11 protein-coding genes are annotated in these 15,863 nt (G+C 62.4%); 6 read left to right on the top strand and 5 right to left on the bottom strand.

Annotated elements, in window-relative coordinates:
* The first annotated feature begins 115 nt into the window (after window positions 1-115).
* Window positions 116-2,164: a S46 family peptidase gene (locus IQ25_RS01735; protein WP_144901642.1), complete on the top strand. Its 2,049-nt coding sequence runs from the start codon at window positions 116-118 to the stop codon at window positions 2,162-2,164.
* Window positions 2,165-2,216: 52 nt separating this feature from the next.
* Here IQ25_RS01735 and IQ25_RS01730 read toward each other — a convergent pair whose 3' ends face one another.
* Together IQ25_RS01730 and IQ25_RS01725 are read right to left on the bottom strand one after the other, a co-directional pair.
* Window positions 2,217-2,591 carry a glycine zipper 2TM domain-containing protein gene (locus tag IQ25_RS01730; RefSeq protein WP_144901640.1) on the bottom strand — a complete coding sequence of 125 codons (375 nt, stop codon included), beginning with the start codon at window positions 2,589-2,591 and terminating at the stop codon, window positions 2,217-2,219.
* Window positions 2,592-2,901: 310 nt separating this feature from the next.
* The gene (locus tag IQ25_RS01725) at window positions 2,902-4,302 is read right to left on the bottom strand and encodes an OprO/OprP family phosphate-selective porin (RefSeq protein ID WP_258536927.1); all 1,401 of its coding nucleotides are present in this window, start codon (window positions 4,300-4,302) and stop codon (window positions 2,902-2,904) included.
* Window positions 4,303-4,651: 349 nt separating this feature from the next.
* Here IQ25_RS01725 and lepA point away from each other — a divergent pair, with 349 nt between their 5' ends.
* Entirely contained in the window at window positions 4,652-6,469 is a 1,818-nt protein-coding gene (gene lepA / locus IQ25_RS01720; protein WP_144901636.1) for a translation elongation factor 4, read from the top strand.
* A gap of 73 nt (window positions 6,470-6,542) precedes the next feature.
* Here lepA and IQ25_RS01715 read toward each other — a convergent pair whose 3' ends face one another.
* Window positions 6,543-8,333 carry a DEAD/DEAH box helicase gene (locus IQ25_RS01715; protein ID WP_144901634.1) on the bottom strand — a complete coding sequence of 597 codons (1,791 nt, stop codon included), beginning with the start codon at window positions 8,331-8,333 and terminating at the stop codon, window positions 6,543-6,545.
* Window positions 8,334-8,590: 257 nt separating this feature from the next.
* On the opposite strand from IQ25_RS01715, the gene IQ25_RS01710 reads away from it, so the two are divergent.
* The 4 genes from IQ25_RS01710 to IQ25_RS01695 all read left to right on the top strand — a co-directional run bounded on the left by IQ25_RS01710 (window position 8,591) and on the right by IQ25_RS01695 (window position 12,181).
* On the top strand, window positions 8,591-9,502 hold the full coding sequence (locus IQ25_RS01710; protein ID WP_144901632.1) for a CmcJ/NvfI family oxidoreductase: 912 nt from the start codon (window positions 8,591-8,593) through the stop codon (window positions 9,500-9,502).
* Window positions 9,503-9,559: 57 nt separating this feature from the next.
* Entirely contained in the window at window positions 9,560-10,048 is a 489-nt protein-coding gene (locus IQ25_RS01705) for a flavin reductase family protein (RefSeq protein ID WP_144901630.1), read from the top strand.
* Between the two features lie 244 nt (window positions 10,049-10,292).
* Entirely contained in the window at window positions 10,293-10,988 is a 696-nt protein-coding gene (locus IQ25_RS01700; RefSeq protein ID WP_144901628.1) for a Crp/Fnr family transcriptional regulator, read from the top strand.
* Between the two features lie 305 nt (window positions 10,989-11,293).
* Window positions 11,294-12,181, top strand: coding sequence for a bestrophin family protein (locus IQ25_RS01695; RefSeq protein ID WP_144901626.1), 888 nt, complete (start codon window positions 11,294-11,296; stop codon window positions 12,179-12,181).
* 58 nt (window positions 12,182-12,239) lie between these two features.
* Here the strand turns inward: IQ25_RS01695 and IQ25_RS01690 are convergent, their stop codons facing one another.
* Window positions 12,240-14,660 (bottom strand): TonB-dependent receptor, encoded by a 2,421-nt coding sequence (locus tag IQ25_RS01690; protein WP_144901624.1) that lies wholly within the window; start codon window positions 14,658-14,660, stop codon window positions 12,240-12,242.
* Between the two features lie 311 nt (window positions 14,661-14,971).
* A complete protein-coding gene (locus tag IQ25_RS01685; RefSeq protein WP_144901622.1) occupies window positions 14,972-15,658 on the bottom strand; it encodes an OmpW/AlkL family protein in 687 nt (228 codons plus the stop codon).
* Between the last annotated feature and the right edge of the window lie 205 nt (window positions 15,659-15,863).

Below are 15,863 nucleotides of genomic sequence, written 5' to 3'. Positions count from 1 at the left end.
TCCTGTCGCAAGGATTAATTGCTGCAGGCGCGATGTAACATTGTCACTTTCAAACCCTTTTCTGGCGTGCAATGGTTAATGCAATTGCAATTGTAACCTTTCAGGACCGGGTGCCATGGCCAAATTCCGTCTTGCTGCCTCCGCTGCGCTACTGGCGCTTACCTTCCATTCTACACAGGCCTTGGCCGACGAAGGCATGTGGACGTTCGACGCTTTCCCGACCGCGGGGATGCAGAAGGACTATGGCTGGGCCCCCGATGCCAAGTGGCTCGGGCGGGTGCAGGCGGCAGCGGTCCGCCTGACCGGGGGCTGTTCGGCCAGCTTCGTCTCGCCGGAGGGGCTGATCCTGACCAACCACCACTGCGTCGTCGAATGCGCGCAGGACAATTCGACCGACCAGCGCGATCTTCTGAAGGACGGGTTCATTCTTGCCCGGCGCGAAGAGGAGCTGAAATGCCCCGGTCAGCAGGCCGAGGTTGTCACCGCCATTTCCGACGTCACCGCGCGGGTCAAGGCGGCGATCGGCACTTTGACGGGCGAGGCGCTGGTGAAGGCCCGCGATGCCGAAGTCGCGCGGATCGAGAAGAATGGCTGCAAGGATGCCGCGAAGCAGCGCTGCGAGGTGGTGACACTGTTTGGCGGCGGACAGTACAAGCTCTATACCTACCGAAAGTACTCCGACGTGCGCCTTGCCTGGGCGCCTCAGTTTCAGGCCGCGTTCTTTGGCGGTGATCCGGATAACTTCAATTACCCGCGCTACGCACTAGATGCCGCATTCCTGCGCGCATACGAGAACGGCAGGCCAGTTCCAACTCCTGCCCATCTCTCATGGAACTCTCGGGGGCCGAAGGCAGGCGAAGCGACTTTCGTGGTAGGCAACCCGGGGGCAACGCAGCGGCTTTTCACGACTGACCAGATCGCCTTCCAGCGCGAAGTCGGCCTCCCCCTGACCACCACCATGCTGTCCGAACTGCGTGGCCGTCTGATCTCGGCGATGGAAGAAAGTCCGCAGCAGAAGCGGGAAGGGGCAGATGAGCTGTTCGGCGTCGAGAACTCGCTGAAGGTCTATATCGGTCGGCAGAAGGCCTTGAATGATCCCGCCTTTCTCAAGATGCTTGGCGATGCAGAAGCGGAGCTCAAGGCAAAGACCCTTGGCAAGCCGGGTATCGGAGACCCTTGGGCGGACACGGCCAAGGCGGTGCAGGCCTACCGCGACATCTACATGCCATGGCGCTTCATCGTTCCCCGCTCGACCCTCATGGAGCAGGCGCTGACCCTTGTGCAGGGTGCGGCGGAGCGGGAGAAGCCCAATGCCGAGCGCCTGCCCGATTTCCGTGACAGCAGCCTCGAACTGACCGCAAAAACTCTGCTCGATGAAGCCCCGGTCTACCCATGGATGGAGCAGCTCGAATTGGCGTGGAGCCTCTCGAAGGCGCGGGAATATCTGGGCGCCGATGATGAGGATACCAAGCTGCTACTCGGCAGGGAATCCCCAGAGGCGCTGGCAGAGCGGCTGGTGGGCGCCACCACCCTGGCCGACCCGGCGGTGCGCAAGGCGCTTTGGGAAGGTGGGCGCAAGGCGGTTGAGGCGTCGACCGACCCGATGATCGTCTATGCCCGCAAGATCGACGGGCGCGAGCGGGAACTCAAGAAGCTGGTCGACGAGCGGTACGCCGGACCGCTTGCTCAGGCCGGAGCGCGGCTCGCCGATGCGCGGTTCATGGCCTATGGCGAGAATGTCTATCCAGATGCCACCTTCACCCTGCGCATCAGTTACGGCAAGGTGCAGGGCTGGAAGGAACGCGGGCAGGACGTCGCACCAGTGACGACGATCGGTGGTGCATTTGATCGGGCGACCGGCGCAGAGCCGTTCAACTTGGCAAGCGCCTTCTCGGCCAATGAAGCGAAGATCGACAAGACGATCCCGTTCGACTTCGTGACCACCAACGACATCATCGGCGGTAATTCCGGCTCACCGGTGATCGACCGCGACGGCAAGGTGATCGGCGCTGCGTTTGACGGCAACATCCATTCGATCGGTGGCAACTACGGCTATCAGGGCGATGTGAACCGAACTGTCGTGGTAAGCACCGCAGCGATCAGTCACGCGCTCGAAGTGATCTATCCTGCGCCCGCCTTGCTGAAGGAACTTTTCGGCAAATGACAATAGGGCGGCCCGAACGAGCCGCCCTTCAACACATGAGCCACGGAATGGATTAGCGGCAGCGACCGCCGCTGCGTTCGATCTCGCGACCAAGCAGCGCGCCACCTGCGGCACCGAGGATCGTGCCAAGTGCGCGGTCACCACGCGTGTCGATCGCGCGGCCGAGCAGCGCGCCACCGGCAGCGCCGATGATCAGACCGGTAGTCCCGTTGCTGCGCTTGCAGTAGTAACGTCCGTCACGACCGCGCCACACTTGATCACGGCTGGTGACTCGGCGCGGCTCGAGATAGCGGCCGCGGCTGTCGTAGATGCGGTCATGCTTGGCGCGGTGTCCGTGCGCTGGCGCCCAGTGCGGCGGGTCGGCCAGAACCGGGGCGGCGGGAAGGGCGACGGCGGCCAGTGTGGCTGCGAGAATGGCTTTCTTCATGGGATGCTCCCTGAAATTGCTTGCGATTACGCGGGTCCGAAGTGGGACTTGGCGTGACAACCTGCAGTTTCGCTCGTCGATCCCCAACGTCAGATGAACGATAAGGCTTCCGGCCCGTTTCGCGATGAGGTGAACGCCTGTTGCGGTGAGCCGTGGGGCGTCGCGGCCAAACAAGCTAATTCCCAACGAAAACCAATACGGTTATGGATGCTGAGAAAATGTTCCTGAAAGCAGTGGCGGGGCGGGGTCAGCGTATGCGACTACGCTGAGCCCCAGCCTGGAAGCAGCCGTGCATTGACCGGAGCGTGGGTCAGTAATTCCACTGGATCTGCGCGCGGATCAGGTCGCCCTTGGCGCGACCAGTCCGCCGCTCATCCGCTTCGCTACGGTTGACGTTGGCATAGTTCAGCGTCACCTCGAGCTCCTTCATCGGCAGCCATTCGACGCCGACTTCGTATTCATCGACTTCCAGTCTCGGCGCGTTGATCGCGCTTTTCCAACCGCCGCGGTACTTCTGCCAGCGCGCAAACGGGATGAGTTGTCCGATCGGCGTTTCGGGAATGCGGTACATCCCCATTACATAGCCACCGGTTGCGCGCTGGGAACGGATGGCGCCAAGCGTGCGATCCCACTGCGGCGCGGTGCCGAAGGTCCATTCAGCCTGGATGCCGAATGGTTTGGGATAGATCATCCCGTGGAAGTTCACGTGGTTATCGTCATAGGAAATGGTGGAAACGCCGCCTGAGCGTACTTCCGGGCGGAACTGGTTGCGCATCGCGGTGACGCCGAATTCCGCAACCTGGCCATCGAGGCCAATCCCGTCGAGCCTGAAGGGCATGGTCGCCATGGCCACCGTCATCAGGCCACCGTTGCGCTCGACGCGGTTGATGCCCTGTCCGTTGTAGGCAGCAATCGCAAAGGCGCCGTAGTTGCCGAACAGCTTCTGGCCATCGTGCGAAAGCTCGTCCCAGATCTTCTGGACCTTGGGCGGGGTGTAATAGAGCACTACACCGAGATCGCGCTCGCCGGGAACCGGAGCGTTGATCGCGTCGGTACGATCGAGCGGAAGCCGGTTCGACGAGCTTTGCAGGTTTTCCCAACCGTAAGGCACCTTCGACTGGCCGAGGCGTACCTTTAGCGTCTTGGCCTTGTCCAGATAGACGTCGGCATAGGCATCGCGCATCTGGAAGAAGTGCTGGCGCGATTCCGTGCCCGACTGGTTGCTGACGGCCGCAGCCAGATCGCCTTGCATGTAGAGCGAGACGCGGTCTGAGATGTCGCCTTGGACGACAAGGCGGGCACGGCGGAGGGAGAAGTTGCCATTTTCGTTGATGCCGCTGTCCTGCACCGAGCGCAAACGGGAGATACCAGCCGGCGCGCTCTTGGGACCGCTGATGATCTCGTTCATGCGCAGCTGCGTGTAGCCGCGGATCATGAGCTTTTCATGCCATGCCTTCTTCTTGGGCGCAGGCTTGGCTTCGGGCGTTGCAGCAGCGAGCACGGCCGGTTGTGCCGCGCCATTGCCGGTTTGCGGGGAGGCAGCAGCTACCGGGGCGGGAGCAGCTGCCGGAGCAGCAGCCGCCATTTGCGGCGTGGCCTGCGCGGCCTGCATCGCCTTGACCATGGCCTTCAGTTCATCGACCTGACGCTGAAGATCGGCGATCTTCGCATCCTGATCTTCAGCCGCCTCAGCCACCTGTGGCACCGACACGAAGACACTCGCTGCGAGTGCTGCTCTGAACGCCCTGTTACCTGCCACCGTCTGCCTCCGTCGCAAAATGTTGCTGGGGCGCTAGGTGTGGAAAATGACGGGTTTGTGACAGTGAAGTGACGTGAGGATTTTGGCGGGACGCCGATAAATTGATACAAGGTGTTGAATATTTTCCGTAAATTCTGGTGTCTAGGCATTCCGGCACGTTGTCAAACAAACGTCTTTTTATTGTAATGAATTGTTGCTGGCGGCGATTTGCCCGCAGAGGCTCTGGCCATCGTGACTCGCAGGGCGAGGCCTGCTAACGGCGCTGCGTGCGCACCGCACCGCTTTCATTTCAAAGACCGACATGACCGACCTCGCGCTTATCCGCAATTTCTCCATCATCGCCCATATCGACCACGGCAAGTCCACGCTGGCGGATCGCCTGATCCAGTACACCGGCGGCCTGACCGAACGTGAAATGTCCGAGCAGGTGCTCGACAACATGGACATCGAGAAGGAGCGCGGGATCACCATCAAGGCGCAGACCGTGCGTCTCGATTACACTGGCAAGGACGGCAAGACCTATCAGCTAAACCTGATGGATACGCCCGGCCACGTCGACTTTGCCTATGAAGTGAGCCGCAGCCTTGCCGCCTGCGAAGGCGCACTGCTGGTGGTTGATGCCGCGCAGGGCGTGGAAGCGCAGACGCTCGCCAACGTCTACCAGTCGATCGAACATGACCACGAGATCGTGCCGGTAATCAACAAGATCGACTTGCCCGCAGCCGAACCCGAAAAGGTCAAGGCCGAGATCGAGGACGTGATCGGCCTCGACGCCAGCAATGCGGTGCTGACCAGCGCGAAATCGGGCATCGGCATTGAGGAAGTGCTCGACGCCGTGGTCGAACGCATTCCGCCGCCCAAGGGTGACCGGGCCAAGCCGCTCAAGGCGATGCTGGTGGACTCGTGGTACGACCCGTACCTCGGCGTGGTCATTCTGGTGCGTGTGATCGATGGCGTGATCAAGAAGGGCCTGCAGGTCAAGTTCATGGCCGGCGGGACCGAGCACCTCATCGACCGCGTCGGCTGCATGCGCCCCAAGATCGAGACGCTGGACGAACTGGGTCCGGGCGAGATCGGCTTCATCACCGCGCAGATCAAGGAAGTGGCGCAGGCCCGCGTGGGTGACACGATCACGACCGTCAAGCAGGGCGCAGTCGATGCGCTGCCGGGCTTCAAGGAAGTGCAGCCGGTGGTGTTCTGCGGCATCTTCCCGGTCGATGCGGCCGAGTTCGAGAAGCTGCGCGAGAGCATTGCCAAGCTGCGCCTGAACGATGCGTCGTTCAGCTTCGAAATGGAATCGAGCGCGGCACTGGGCTTCGGTTTCCGCTGCGGCTTCCTCGGATTGCTGCACCTCGAAATCATTCAGGAGCGACTAAGCCGCGAGTACGATCTCGACCTGATTACCACTGCGCCTTCAGTGGTTTACCGCATCCAGTTGCGCGCGAGCCGCACCGACAATGCGCGCGAGATCCTGCTGCACAATCCTGCAGACTATCCCGATCCCAGCCGTATCGAACAGATCGACGAGCCGTGGATCAAGGGGACGATCTATACCCCCGACGAATACCTCGGTTCGGTGCTCAAGCTGTGTCAGGACCGGCGCGGCATCCAGACCGGACTCACCTATGTCGGCGGACGCGCGCAGGTAACTTACGAACTGCCGCTCAACGAAGTGGTGTTCGACTTCTACGATCGCCTCAAGTCGATCAGCCGTGGCTACGCAAGCTTCGACTACGAGCAGATCGGGCTGCGCGAGGGCGATCTCGTAAAGATGAGCATCCTCGTCAACAACGAGCCGGTGGATGCGCTTTCGATGATCGTCCACCGCAGCGCGGCAGAAGCGCGCGGACGGCACATGTGCGAGCGGCTGAAGGACCTGATCCCGCGCCACCTGTTCAAGATCCCGATCCAGGCGGCGATCGGTGGCAAGGTCGTCGCGCGCGAGACGATCGCGGCAATGCGCAAGGACGTGACCGCCAAGTGCTATGGCGGCGATATCACCCGCAAGAAGAAGCTTCTGGAAAAGCAGAAGAAGGGCAAGGCCCGCATGCGCGAGTACGGCAACGTCTCGATCCCGCAGGAGGCGTTCATCGCAGCGCTGCGGATGGGCGAAGAGTAGGCTTGGCCTCAGGTGCTAACGAAAAGGCCCGCCGGAGGCGATCCGGCGGGCCTTTTCGTAACAGCGCGGTTGTTCAGCGAGCGCCTTGCGGGCCCTTGCGGTGCGGCTTGCCTTGCGGGCGGGCACCAGCCGGATGCGGGCGGCGTGGGCCGCGACGTTCGTCAGCGCCCGGGGCGAGATTGCGCGGGCCGTTGTGGCGGGGGCCGTCTCCGCGCGGGCCGTCGTTGGCCGAACGGCGATTGTCGCGCGCGACCTCGCGTGGGCCATCGGGAGCGGGCTCGATGTGGATGCCGTTTTCGTCTTCGCCCTTGGGATCGGCGGTGCGGCGTACGGCCTCGGCAAAGCGCTCGGCAATGGCGCGGGGCACCTGGAACCAGGTTTCGTTGGGAGCAATGCGGATCGCGCCGATTTCCTGACGCGAGACGTGGCCGCGACGGCACAGCGTCGGCAGGATCCAGCGCGGGTCGGCGTTCTGGCGGCGGCCGACGTCCATGCGGAACCACATGACATCATCGAAACCGGGGCGGTGCGCAGGCTGCGCGCGGCCCGCGTCACTGCCCGAAAGCAGTTCTTCGGGCTGGGGCAGGGCGGCGCGGTGAGCGCGGACGAGCGCTGCGGCAAGTTCTTCGGGGCTGCGCTGTTCGAGCAGGGTGCGTGCGATCTCGAGATCGGCTTCGTCCGTCTCGACCGGCGCGAGGATCGTTTCGAGCAGGCGCTCGCGGTCCTGCGCGCGGATCGCTTCAGGCGTCGGCACTTCGACCCATTCGGCGTTGATCCGCGCCCCGCGCAGCATCATCTCGACGCGGCGGCGGCGCGGGAACGGCACGATGAGCACTGCGGTGCCCTTTTTGCCGGCGCGGCCGGTGCGGCCCGAGCGGTGCTGCAGCGTCTCGGCGTCGCGCGGGATTTCCACGTGGACGACAAGGCTGAGGCTGGGTAGGTCGATGCCGCGCGCGGCGACGTCGGTGGCGACGCAGACGCGGGCGCGGCGGTCACGCAGTGCCTGCAGCGCGTTGTTGCGCTCGGACTGGCTGTGCTCGCCCGAAAGCGCTACGGCGGTGAACCCGCGTTCGAGCAGCGTTGCGTGAAGACGACGGACGTTGTCGCGCGTGGCGCAGAACAGCATCGCGGTCTCGGCTTCGTGGAAGCGCAGCAGGTTGACGACGGCGGCCTCGATTTCCGCAGGCGCGACGGCAACGGCGCGATAGGCGATGTCGCCATGGCCGCGATTTTCGCCCACGGTGGAGATGCGCAGGGCATTGCTCTGGTAGCGCTTGGCCAGGGCCTCGATGGGCTTGGGCATCGTGGCCGAGAACAACAGTGTCCGACGGTTTTCCGGCGTCGCGTCGAGCAGTTCCTCGAGGTCTTCGCGGAAGCCCATGTCGAGCATTTCGTCCGCTTCATCGAGCACGACGCAGGCCAGCGCCGAGAGGTCGAGCGCGCCGCGCTCGTGGTGATCGCGCAAGCGGCCCGGCGTGCCGACGACGATGTGTGCGCCGCCCTGCAGCATGCGACGCTCGCGCGACGGGTCCATCCCGCCGACGCAAGTGGCGATCCGGGCGTGAGTGGGGGCATAGAGCCACTGCAGTTCGCGGCTCACCTGCAGGGCCAGTTCGCGCGTGGGGGCGATGACCAGGGCAAGCGGGGCGGTAGCGAAGGGCAGGGCGCTTTCGTCGCGGATCAGCTCGTTTGCCATGGCAAGGCCGAACGCGACGGTCTTGCCAGAGCCGGTCTGGGCCGAGACGACGAGGTCGCGACCATGGGCTTCGGGTTCGCTGACCGCGCTCTGGACCGGGGTCAGGGCGGTGTAGCCATGCGCTTCGAGAGCCTGCGCGAGCTGGCTGGGGAGGTGTGCAAAAGTCATCGTCAAAATCGCCATTCCTGCCGCGACAGCGGCATTCGCATCAGTGTTGGGCCAATATCGGCTGGGTGGCCGGGTCATTTCCCGGCACGAATCGCCTCAGCCCGTTCCCACACAGTGCACGGCGATACCTGTGCGGCGCCCCTTACACGGGTTTGATCCGTTTGGCTTGTATTTCTTTTCACCACGAGACTTGATTAGGTATACTAACATATGGGATGGTGCAGAAAGCCCGGAATAGGGCCACGGAGAGGCAAGACATGACCGAAGCTGCGCAGATCGAATCGATCGAGGAGTCCGCCCGCCGCGCTCCTGCGTTGATCCGGTATCTGGGCGATGGCAATTACGTGACCCGGCGCTACGTCTCGCAAGGGGCCGAGATGAACACGGGTGAATACTTTGATTACGCCTGTGACGTGCGCGATGGGATGCCGATGCGCGATCACTTCACGCTCGACGTCCACGGCTTCGTGCTGGGCAGGCATCGTTCCACGATTGTCGATTTCCATGACAAGCCAGCCGTCGACGCGGCCTACCTTGGCGAAGTGGAGGAGTTGGTTACGAAGCTGTGCGGTGCCACGCGCACCGCCGCCCAAGGGTGGATGATTCGCACTTCGGCCGACCTTTCGGCGCGGGCGAGGGAAAAGGTCGAGGGATACCAGCATTCGGGCGGCATCCAGCCTCCGGCCGGCGAGGCGCACGTAGACTACAACGAGATCACCGGCCGCCGCGCCGCGGCGCGGATCTATGCAGATCGCTTTCCCGATGGCCCCGGCTACAAGCGCTACATCTGTTTCTCGCTCTGGCGGACGTTCTCGCCTGGGCCGCAGGACTGGCCGCTGGCGGTATGCGACGGGCGCACCGTGACCGACGAGGAGACGGCCTCGAACACCTTGTTCGTGGTCGACGAGTTTCCGGTGGGAGACGCACTGACGGCACCGGTCGCAGGTGAGGACCAGATGATTGCGGCTACGATCTTCCGTCACCGGGAGCGCCATCGCTGGTGGTACTTCTCGAACATGCAGGCCGACGACGTGCTGTTGTTCAAGTTCCAGGACAGCGACCATTCCGTCACCTGGCGTTGCCCGCACACCGCCTTTCACGATACCAGCCTGCCTGACACGAAGATCCGCGAGAGCATTGAAGTGCGCTGTATCGCGTATGTGGAATAGGGTTACAGGCTATGAGCCCGGTTGACGCCCGCGCGATTTGGCGACAGGCAGGCGCGCATGATCGATCCCCGCCATTTCCGAAACGTGCTCGGCACCTGGCCGACCGGAGTCTGCGTCATCACCTCGGTCGAGGAGGACGGGACACGGCACGGACTTGTGGTCGGCTCGTTCAGTTCGATCTCGCTTGATCCACCGCTCGTAGGCTTTTTTCCGGACAAGCGTTCCGGCACCTGGCCGAAGATCGCGGCGACGGGGCGCTTCTGCGTCAACGTCCTCGGCTCGGACCAGCTTGAGCTGTGCAAGCGCTTCGCGGCGCGCGCAGAGGACAAGTTTGCCGAATTGGCGCACGATCACACGCCCTCGGGCATGCCCCTGCTCGAAGATGCCATCGCGTGGATCGACTGCAGCGTCGAACGCGTGGAAGACATCGGCGACCATTTCCTCGTGGTCGGCGCAGTGGAAGCGCTTGACCGGCGCGAGCAGGGCACGCCCCTGCTGTTCTTCCGTGGCCAGTATCACGACGTGACGCATCTGCCGAACCACTGAGCGCCTGCGAAGAAAACTAAAAATTGTTTGTGTTTTTGACATCCGTCAACGCGGATGCGCGCACTCGCGCCTAGACCGGACTTCGACGAAGCGGGGAGGCGGCCTCCTACCAGCCACCGCCCCGCTCCGGCGATTTCTCCCCAACTCGGGCGGTCCGGCAATCCGGCCCGCCCCATTTTTTTGGCAGGTGGATACGCCTTCATCGCCAATTGCCGGAAAAGGTCCGGAATGATAACGAAGGTGCATGTCTTCCTGTGATACATGCGTCGTTCGCAATCGGGCCATCTGTTCCGGTCTGGACAATCGCGAGATCGAAGCGCTCAATCAGATCGGTCGGCGCCGACAGGTTACGGCAGGTGAACCGCTGATCTGGGAAGACGATGACTCCCTCCTCGTCGCCAACGTGATCGAAGGCGTACTCAAGCTGACCACCAGCACCGAAGACGGGCGCGAACAGATCGTCGGCGTGGCCTATCCTTCCGACTTCATCGGCAGGCCTTTCGGCCAGACCAGCAGCGCCAGCGTTGTCGCGCTGACCGATGCGCGGGTCTGCGTATTCTCGCGCAACGATTTTGACCGGTTCGCCCGCGAGCATCCGGAACTGGAACACAAGCTGCTTGAGCGCACGCTGGCTGAGCTTGATCGCACACGCTCGTGGATGATGCTGCTTGGCCGCAAGAACGCCTCTGAAAAGATCGCGACGTTCCTGCTCGAGATGTCTGATCGGTTGGCTGAAACGGGCTGCACTCCGGCTTTCGGTCCCGCCAAGCGCTTCTCGCTGCCTTTCTCGCGCCAGCAGGTGGCAGACGTGCTTGGCCTGACGATCGAGACGGTCAGCCGCCAGTTCACAAAGCTCAAGAACGAAGGCGTGATCGAACTGCCTTCGCGGCGCGAGGTCGAGATCGTCAATCGCGGGGCGCTGGTCGCCCTGGCAGGTTAAAAGCTCCTCTGCCGACTATCCGGCCCAGCGGCAGAGCGGAAAAGATTTGATACGGAAACGCTGCCCGGTCTGATCATTTCTCTGCGCAGTCATCGCGCAAGAGGAGTTCAGATGCGGCAAGATCATCCACAGAGGCAGGAAGAAAACCCGAAACCCGCCTTGCGCGACGTCCTCTTGCTGATCGGTGCCGGCATACTTCTGGCGGCCTTCCTTGCACTTATTGGACATGCTGACTGGTTTCGCCTTCGTCCGGTTTCAACTGCGGCTTCGGCCATGTCTGCAGCAGCTAGCCAGGACAAAGGCGCTTGATAACCAAACCAGTTCCGTCGCTTAAGACGATCATTTCCGAAGTCTGGAAGCCTGCGCTGATTCTGTTCGTGTGGGACGTGGTGGTGACGATCACCTACTACGTGCTGCCGTTTCGCGCGCCCGAATTGCCCTTTACCTTGTTCGGTTCAGCTGTTGCCCTGTTCCTGGGCTTTCGCAGCAACTCGGCCTATCAGCGATGGTGGGAAGCGCGCAGCCTTTGGGGGCTCATGATAAACGCCAGTCGCAACATCGGCCGGGCTGCCCGAAACTTCATGCCCGATCCGGAAGGTGCTGAGCTCAAGCGCCAGATCGCTTTTCGCCAGATCGCCTACGTCAACGCGCTGCGCTGCCAGTTGCGCAGGCAACCGCTTGACGACGTGGTCCTGGGCTACATCGAAAAGGCAGAGGCGTCATCGACGCTGGAACGAACTAACGTTGCCAACGGTCTACTCGACGGACTAGGCCGCAAGATCGACGAAGCCCGACGTGCAGGCTGGCTGGATACCATCCAGCAGACCCAGATGGAGCGCGTGCTCGTCGATATCGCCAATGCACAAGGCGGGATGGAGCGGATCAAGAATACCCCGCTGCCCAACCACTACCGCTTCTTTCCCGTACTGTTCGTGCACATGTTCTGTGTGCTTCTGCCGTTCGGGTTGGTCGAGACCTTGGGTTTTGCCACACCGCTCGGTTCGACGATAGCCGGGCTGATGTTCCTTGCAGTGCTCGCGATCGGCGATGATCTTGTCGATCCCTTTGCCAACAGCGTGCACGATCTTCCGCTTTGTGCGATGTGTCGCACGATCGAGATCGATCTGTTGCAGTCGATGGGACTGGAGGCTCCGGAACCGATTGTGCCTGATCGAAAAGGCATTCTTTGGTGAGCAGACAAAAGGCCGGCCCCGCAAGGGACCGGCCTTTCGCTTATCCGATCCGCCCGGATCAGAACGACTTGCGCACGGTCATGCCGATCTTGCGGGGCGTGCCGACATTGTAGCCAAGACGCGCGCGGCCACCGCGTTCGCGGTCGAGCGAGAGCAGCGGCGTCTCGTTGAACAGGTTGTTGGCATAGACCAGCACCGACAGCCCGTTCTCCCAGTTCAGACCTGCCGAGATGTTGACCAGGTTGTAGCTGGGCAGCTGGTAGGAGCCGAAGTTGTAGGCGCCGGTGCCATTGGCAAGCGTAGCCGGGTTGAAGAAGATCGAGTTCGAGAACGAACCTGCACCTGCCTCCTGATCCGACGGCTGCGTGAAGCGGTTGCCGACGTGCTGGAAGCTGGCATTGGCCGAGAAGTCCATGCCGTTCGAGACTTCAGTCGTGTAACCGGCGGTCGCCGACATCTGGAACTTCGGCACGGTTGGCAGGCGGTTGCCATCGCGGATGCCTGCAATGATTGCGCCAGTGCCATCCTTGACGCTGCTGTCGAACTTGGATTCGATCACCGATCCGTTGACGGCAAGCGAGAAGCCCATGCCAAGCTGCGCGGCCATTTCCACTTCCACGCCCGCCGTGTGCGCCTTGGGAACGTTGAACACCACGCGTGAGGAGCAGCTTCCGGCGTCGGCAGTGACCTGCAAGTTGCGGATGTCGTTATAGAACGCTGCCGCATTGAAGGTTACAGGGCCGCTGGCAAGCTTCACGCCAGCTTCGTAGTTCCACAGCGATTCGTCCTTGTAGTTCGGGCGATTGCCGTAGGTCTTGGCGTCTGGTCCGTTCGCCCCACCCGAGCAGAGCGGAATGTTGAGCGGATCGTTCACGCCGCCAAGGCGGAAACCCTTCGAGGCCTGGATGTTGACCGAAAGATCGCGGCTCGGCTGATAGCTGACGATGAAGCGCGGGTTGAAGCCGTCGCTCTTGGTCTTGTCGCCGATGTTGCGGTCACCGTTGGCGAAAACGCCGCCCGAGATGAAGTCACGCGATTCCTTGAAGTCGTAGTAGCGGCCGCCGGCAGTCAGCTTGAAATCACCAACCTTGTAGCTGGCTTCACCGAACACGGCGAACTGCTCGATGTCATACGGGATGTCGGCGTTGTATGGCGAGTTCAGCGGGAAGCCGTTGGCGGCACCGGCCGACACGCCGTCACCGAGCGCCGCATCGACCAATGCGTCATAGCCCGGGGTGGGCAGGCGCTGTGCGTACTTGCGGTCGATCTTGCTGTAGAAGCCGCCGAGCACCCACTGGAACGGACCCTTGTCAGTCGAGGCCAAGCGCAGTTCCTGCGTCCAGGTCTTGAGCTTGGTCGCGTCCTTCAGATTCGAAGGCAGGTTGCCGAGAGCAGGGGCCGCGCCCAATGCGGTGATGAACGGCGAAACCGAGACCGAGCCAGTCAGCGCCGAAGCATCGCGGCTGACGAGAATGTCGCGATGGATATAGGTGGTGACGCTGGTGACGTCGATCGTGTCGGCTACGGGCGCGGTAATGGTGAGATCGGCCAGAGTGGTCTTGTCGCGGAAGCCTTCGCGCAGCTTCAGGTACTGCGTGTTCTCGGGCAGGGCAGGGGCACCGGCCAGCGGGCTCTGGTAGAGGTGATAGACGTCGGCGCGGTTGAATCCGTTGGTCTTGATGTCCTGATAGACGATGCGCGGCGTGATCTTCAGGCCAGCGACGGGTTCGAACAGGACCGCAGCGCGCACACCATAGCGTTCACCATCATTGATGTTCTTGCCGGCAGCAGGCCCAACCGCGTTGATGAACCCGGCGAAATGCTCGCCATAGCCGACCACGCGAAGGGCTGCATTCTCGCCCAGCGGCACGTTGACTGCGCCCTTTGCTGCATAGCCGACATCGCCGCCATCGAGCACGTTGACGTCAGCGGCGACCTGGCCCTCGGTCTGGCCCAACTTGGGCTGGTTCGTGATGTAGCGGACGGTTCCGCCGACCGAACCCGAACCGAACAGCGTGCCTTGCGGGCCGCGCAGAGTTTCGACGCGGTTGAGGTCGAACAGGTCGAAGTCCGGGGTGAACAGCGAAAGCGATGTGACGGATTCGTCGAGGTAAATGCCGACCTGTTCCTTCACGCCGGGCTGGTCGCGGACGATCTGGCCTGCGGAAACGCCGCGGACCGAAACCTGGCTCTGGCCGGGCCCGAGGTTCTGGACGGTGAGGCCTGCGACCGAGCGCGAGATGTCCTCGATCGAGGTGGCACCGGTCTTCTCGATGTCGGCGGCGGTCTGGGCGTTGACCGAAAACGGCACTTCCTGGATTGTCTGCGCGCGCTTGGTTGCGGTTACGACGATCTCGTTGCCTGTGCTGGCGTCATCGGCCTGTGTTTCGTCGGCAGACTGGGCGAGGGCGGGGGTCGCGATCACCAGCGAGGCGACGGACGAAAGCAGAATCCTGCGAATGCGGGCTGGGTTAGCCATTGTTGTATCCTCCCGAAATGGTGCAACTTTGGTTGCCGTGGCAACTTGTTCTGAGCCAAGTGCTGGAGTTCCCATGCGCCGAAGCGAGTGCATGACGCAATTGCGCTCTGAGGGCGTGTTGCTTGTTTGCGTGAGGCTGTGGCTGCCGTGCAACAGCTGGCAAAGCCACGGAAATCCTCACCTTTGTAAGCTTCACAAACAAAAAGTGGCGGGCAGGAAACCAGCGAGGCGATCCCAGAACCTCGTGATTTCCTGCCCGCCGTCCCCGTGTCCGGCACGCGTGGGGGGTGCCGGACGGGAAGGGGATTTCGTCAGAAGCGGTAAGCGAGACCTGCACTGAGAACCCAGGGATCCATGGTGTGCTTGGTCGCGAGCACTTCGGTGTTGCCGGCGTAGAACCGGGCCGTGGTATCCGAGAAGTACTTCTTGGCGTCGAGGCTGATGCCCATGCCCTTGTCGTTGATCGGAATGTCGACACCAGCCTGCAGGGCAAAGCCCACGCCATTTGACATCTTCACCTTGGTCACGCCGAGCGGCACGATGCTGCTACCGGGCTTTTCGTCGATGTAGAAGAAGACCGATGGGCCTGCACCGACATAGGGCTTGATCCCGCCGCCAAGCGGCATGTGGTACTTGAGGGTCAGCGTCGCCGGCAGGATGAGAACGTGATCGACGATGTTCGTCGCGGGCGCGAGCGCGCCGCGGCCGCTGACGTGATGCTGCGTGAAGCAGCAGATTGTCTCGGCCGAGATGTTCGGGGTGAGGAAGTACTCGACGGCGAGGGTGGGAACAACATTGTTGTTCGCATCGGTTTGCGCGCCGGTGGTCAGACCCAGCGGGTCGTTCTTCACTTCGACGATCTTGCCGTCCGCCAGCACGGCGGTGCCGAGCACCTTGACCTGCAACTTGCCTTCGGCCGAGCCGGCAAGCGCCGGTGCCGGTGCAAGCGCGGCGGCTGCGAATGCCAGGGGCAGGGCGGCGGTAATCAGCTTCTTCATTGCTCTAGTCCTGCACCGCAGATGGCCAGCCCCTCGCTGGCCCCAGATCCTCTGCGGCTCGAACAGCCTGATGCACTGCACCGAATCGCGACACATTGACCGAGCGCAAAAATGCGAAATCGCGCCCTTGGACTAAAGTATGAGACTGATTTGGCGCGATTTGACCCGGATCAATGTTCCTTCCCCGCCATGGGTGCAGCGCGGC

The sequence above is a fragment of the Novosphingobium taihuense genome (assembly GCF_007830315.1).
GTDB classification, from domain to species: Bacteria; Pseudomonadota; Alphaproteobacteria; order Sphingomonadales; family Sphingomonadaceae; genus Novosphingobium; species Novosphingobium taihuense.
Note: the sequence above shows the minus strand (reverse complement) of the source record. Positions and strands in the feature narration are given on the sequence as shown.

Bases quoted from the DNA above. Each gene is read 5' to 3' on its own strand.
- IQ25_RS01735 (WP_144901642.1), top strand. From the start codon at position 116: ATGGCCAAATTCCGTCTTGCTGCCTCCGCTGCGCTACTGGCGCTTACC.
- IQ25_RS01730 (WP_144901640.1), bottom strand. From the start codon at position 2,591: ATGAAGAAAGCCATTCTCGCAGCCACACTGGCCGCCGTCGCCCTTCCC.
- lepA (WP_144901636.1), top strand. From the start codon at position 4,652: ATGACCGACCTCGCGCTTATCCGCAATTTCTCCATCATCGCCCATATC.
- IQ25_RS01715 (WP_144901634.1), bottom strand. From the start codon at position 8,333: ATGACTTTTGCACACCTCCCCAGCCAGCTCGCGCAGGCTCTCGAAGCG.
- IQ25_RS01710 (WP_144901632.1), top strand. From the start codon at position 8,591: ATGACCGAAGCTGCGCAGATCGAATCGATCGAGGAGTCCGCCCGCCGC.
- IQ25_RS01705 (WP_144901630.1), top strand. From the start codon at position 9,560: ATGATCGATCCCCGCCATTTCCGAAACGTGCTCGGCACCTGGCCGACC.
- IQ25_RS01700 (WP_144901628.1), top strand. From the start codon at position 10,293: ATGTCTTCCTGTGATACATGCGTCGTTCGCAATCGGGCCATCTGTTCC.
- IQ25_RS01690 (WP_144901624.1), bottom strand. From the start codon at position 14,660: ATGGCTAACCCAGCCCGCATTCGCAGGATTCTGCTTTCGTCCGTCGCC.
- IQ25_RS01685 (WP_144901622.1), bottom strand. From the start codon at position 15,658: ATGAAGAAGCTGATTACCGCCGCCCTGCCCCTGGCATTCGCAGCCGCC.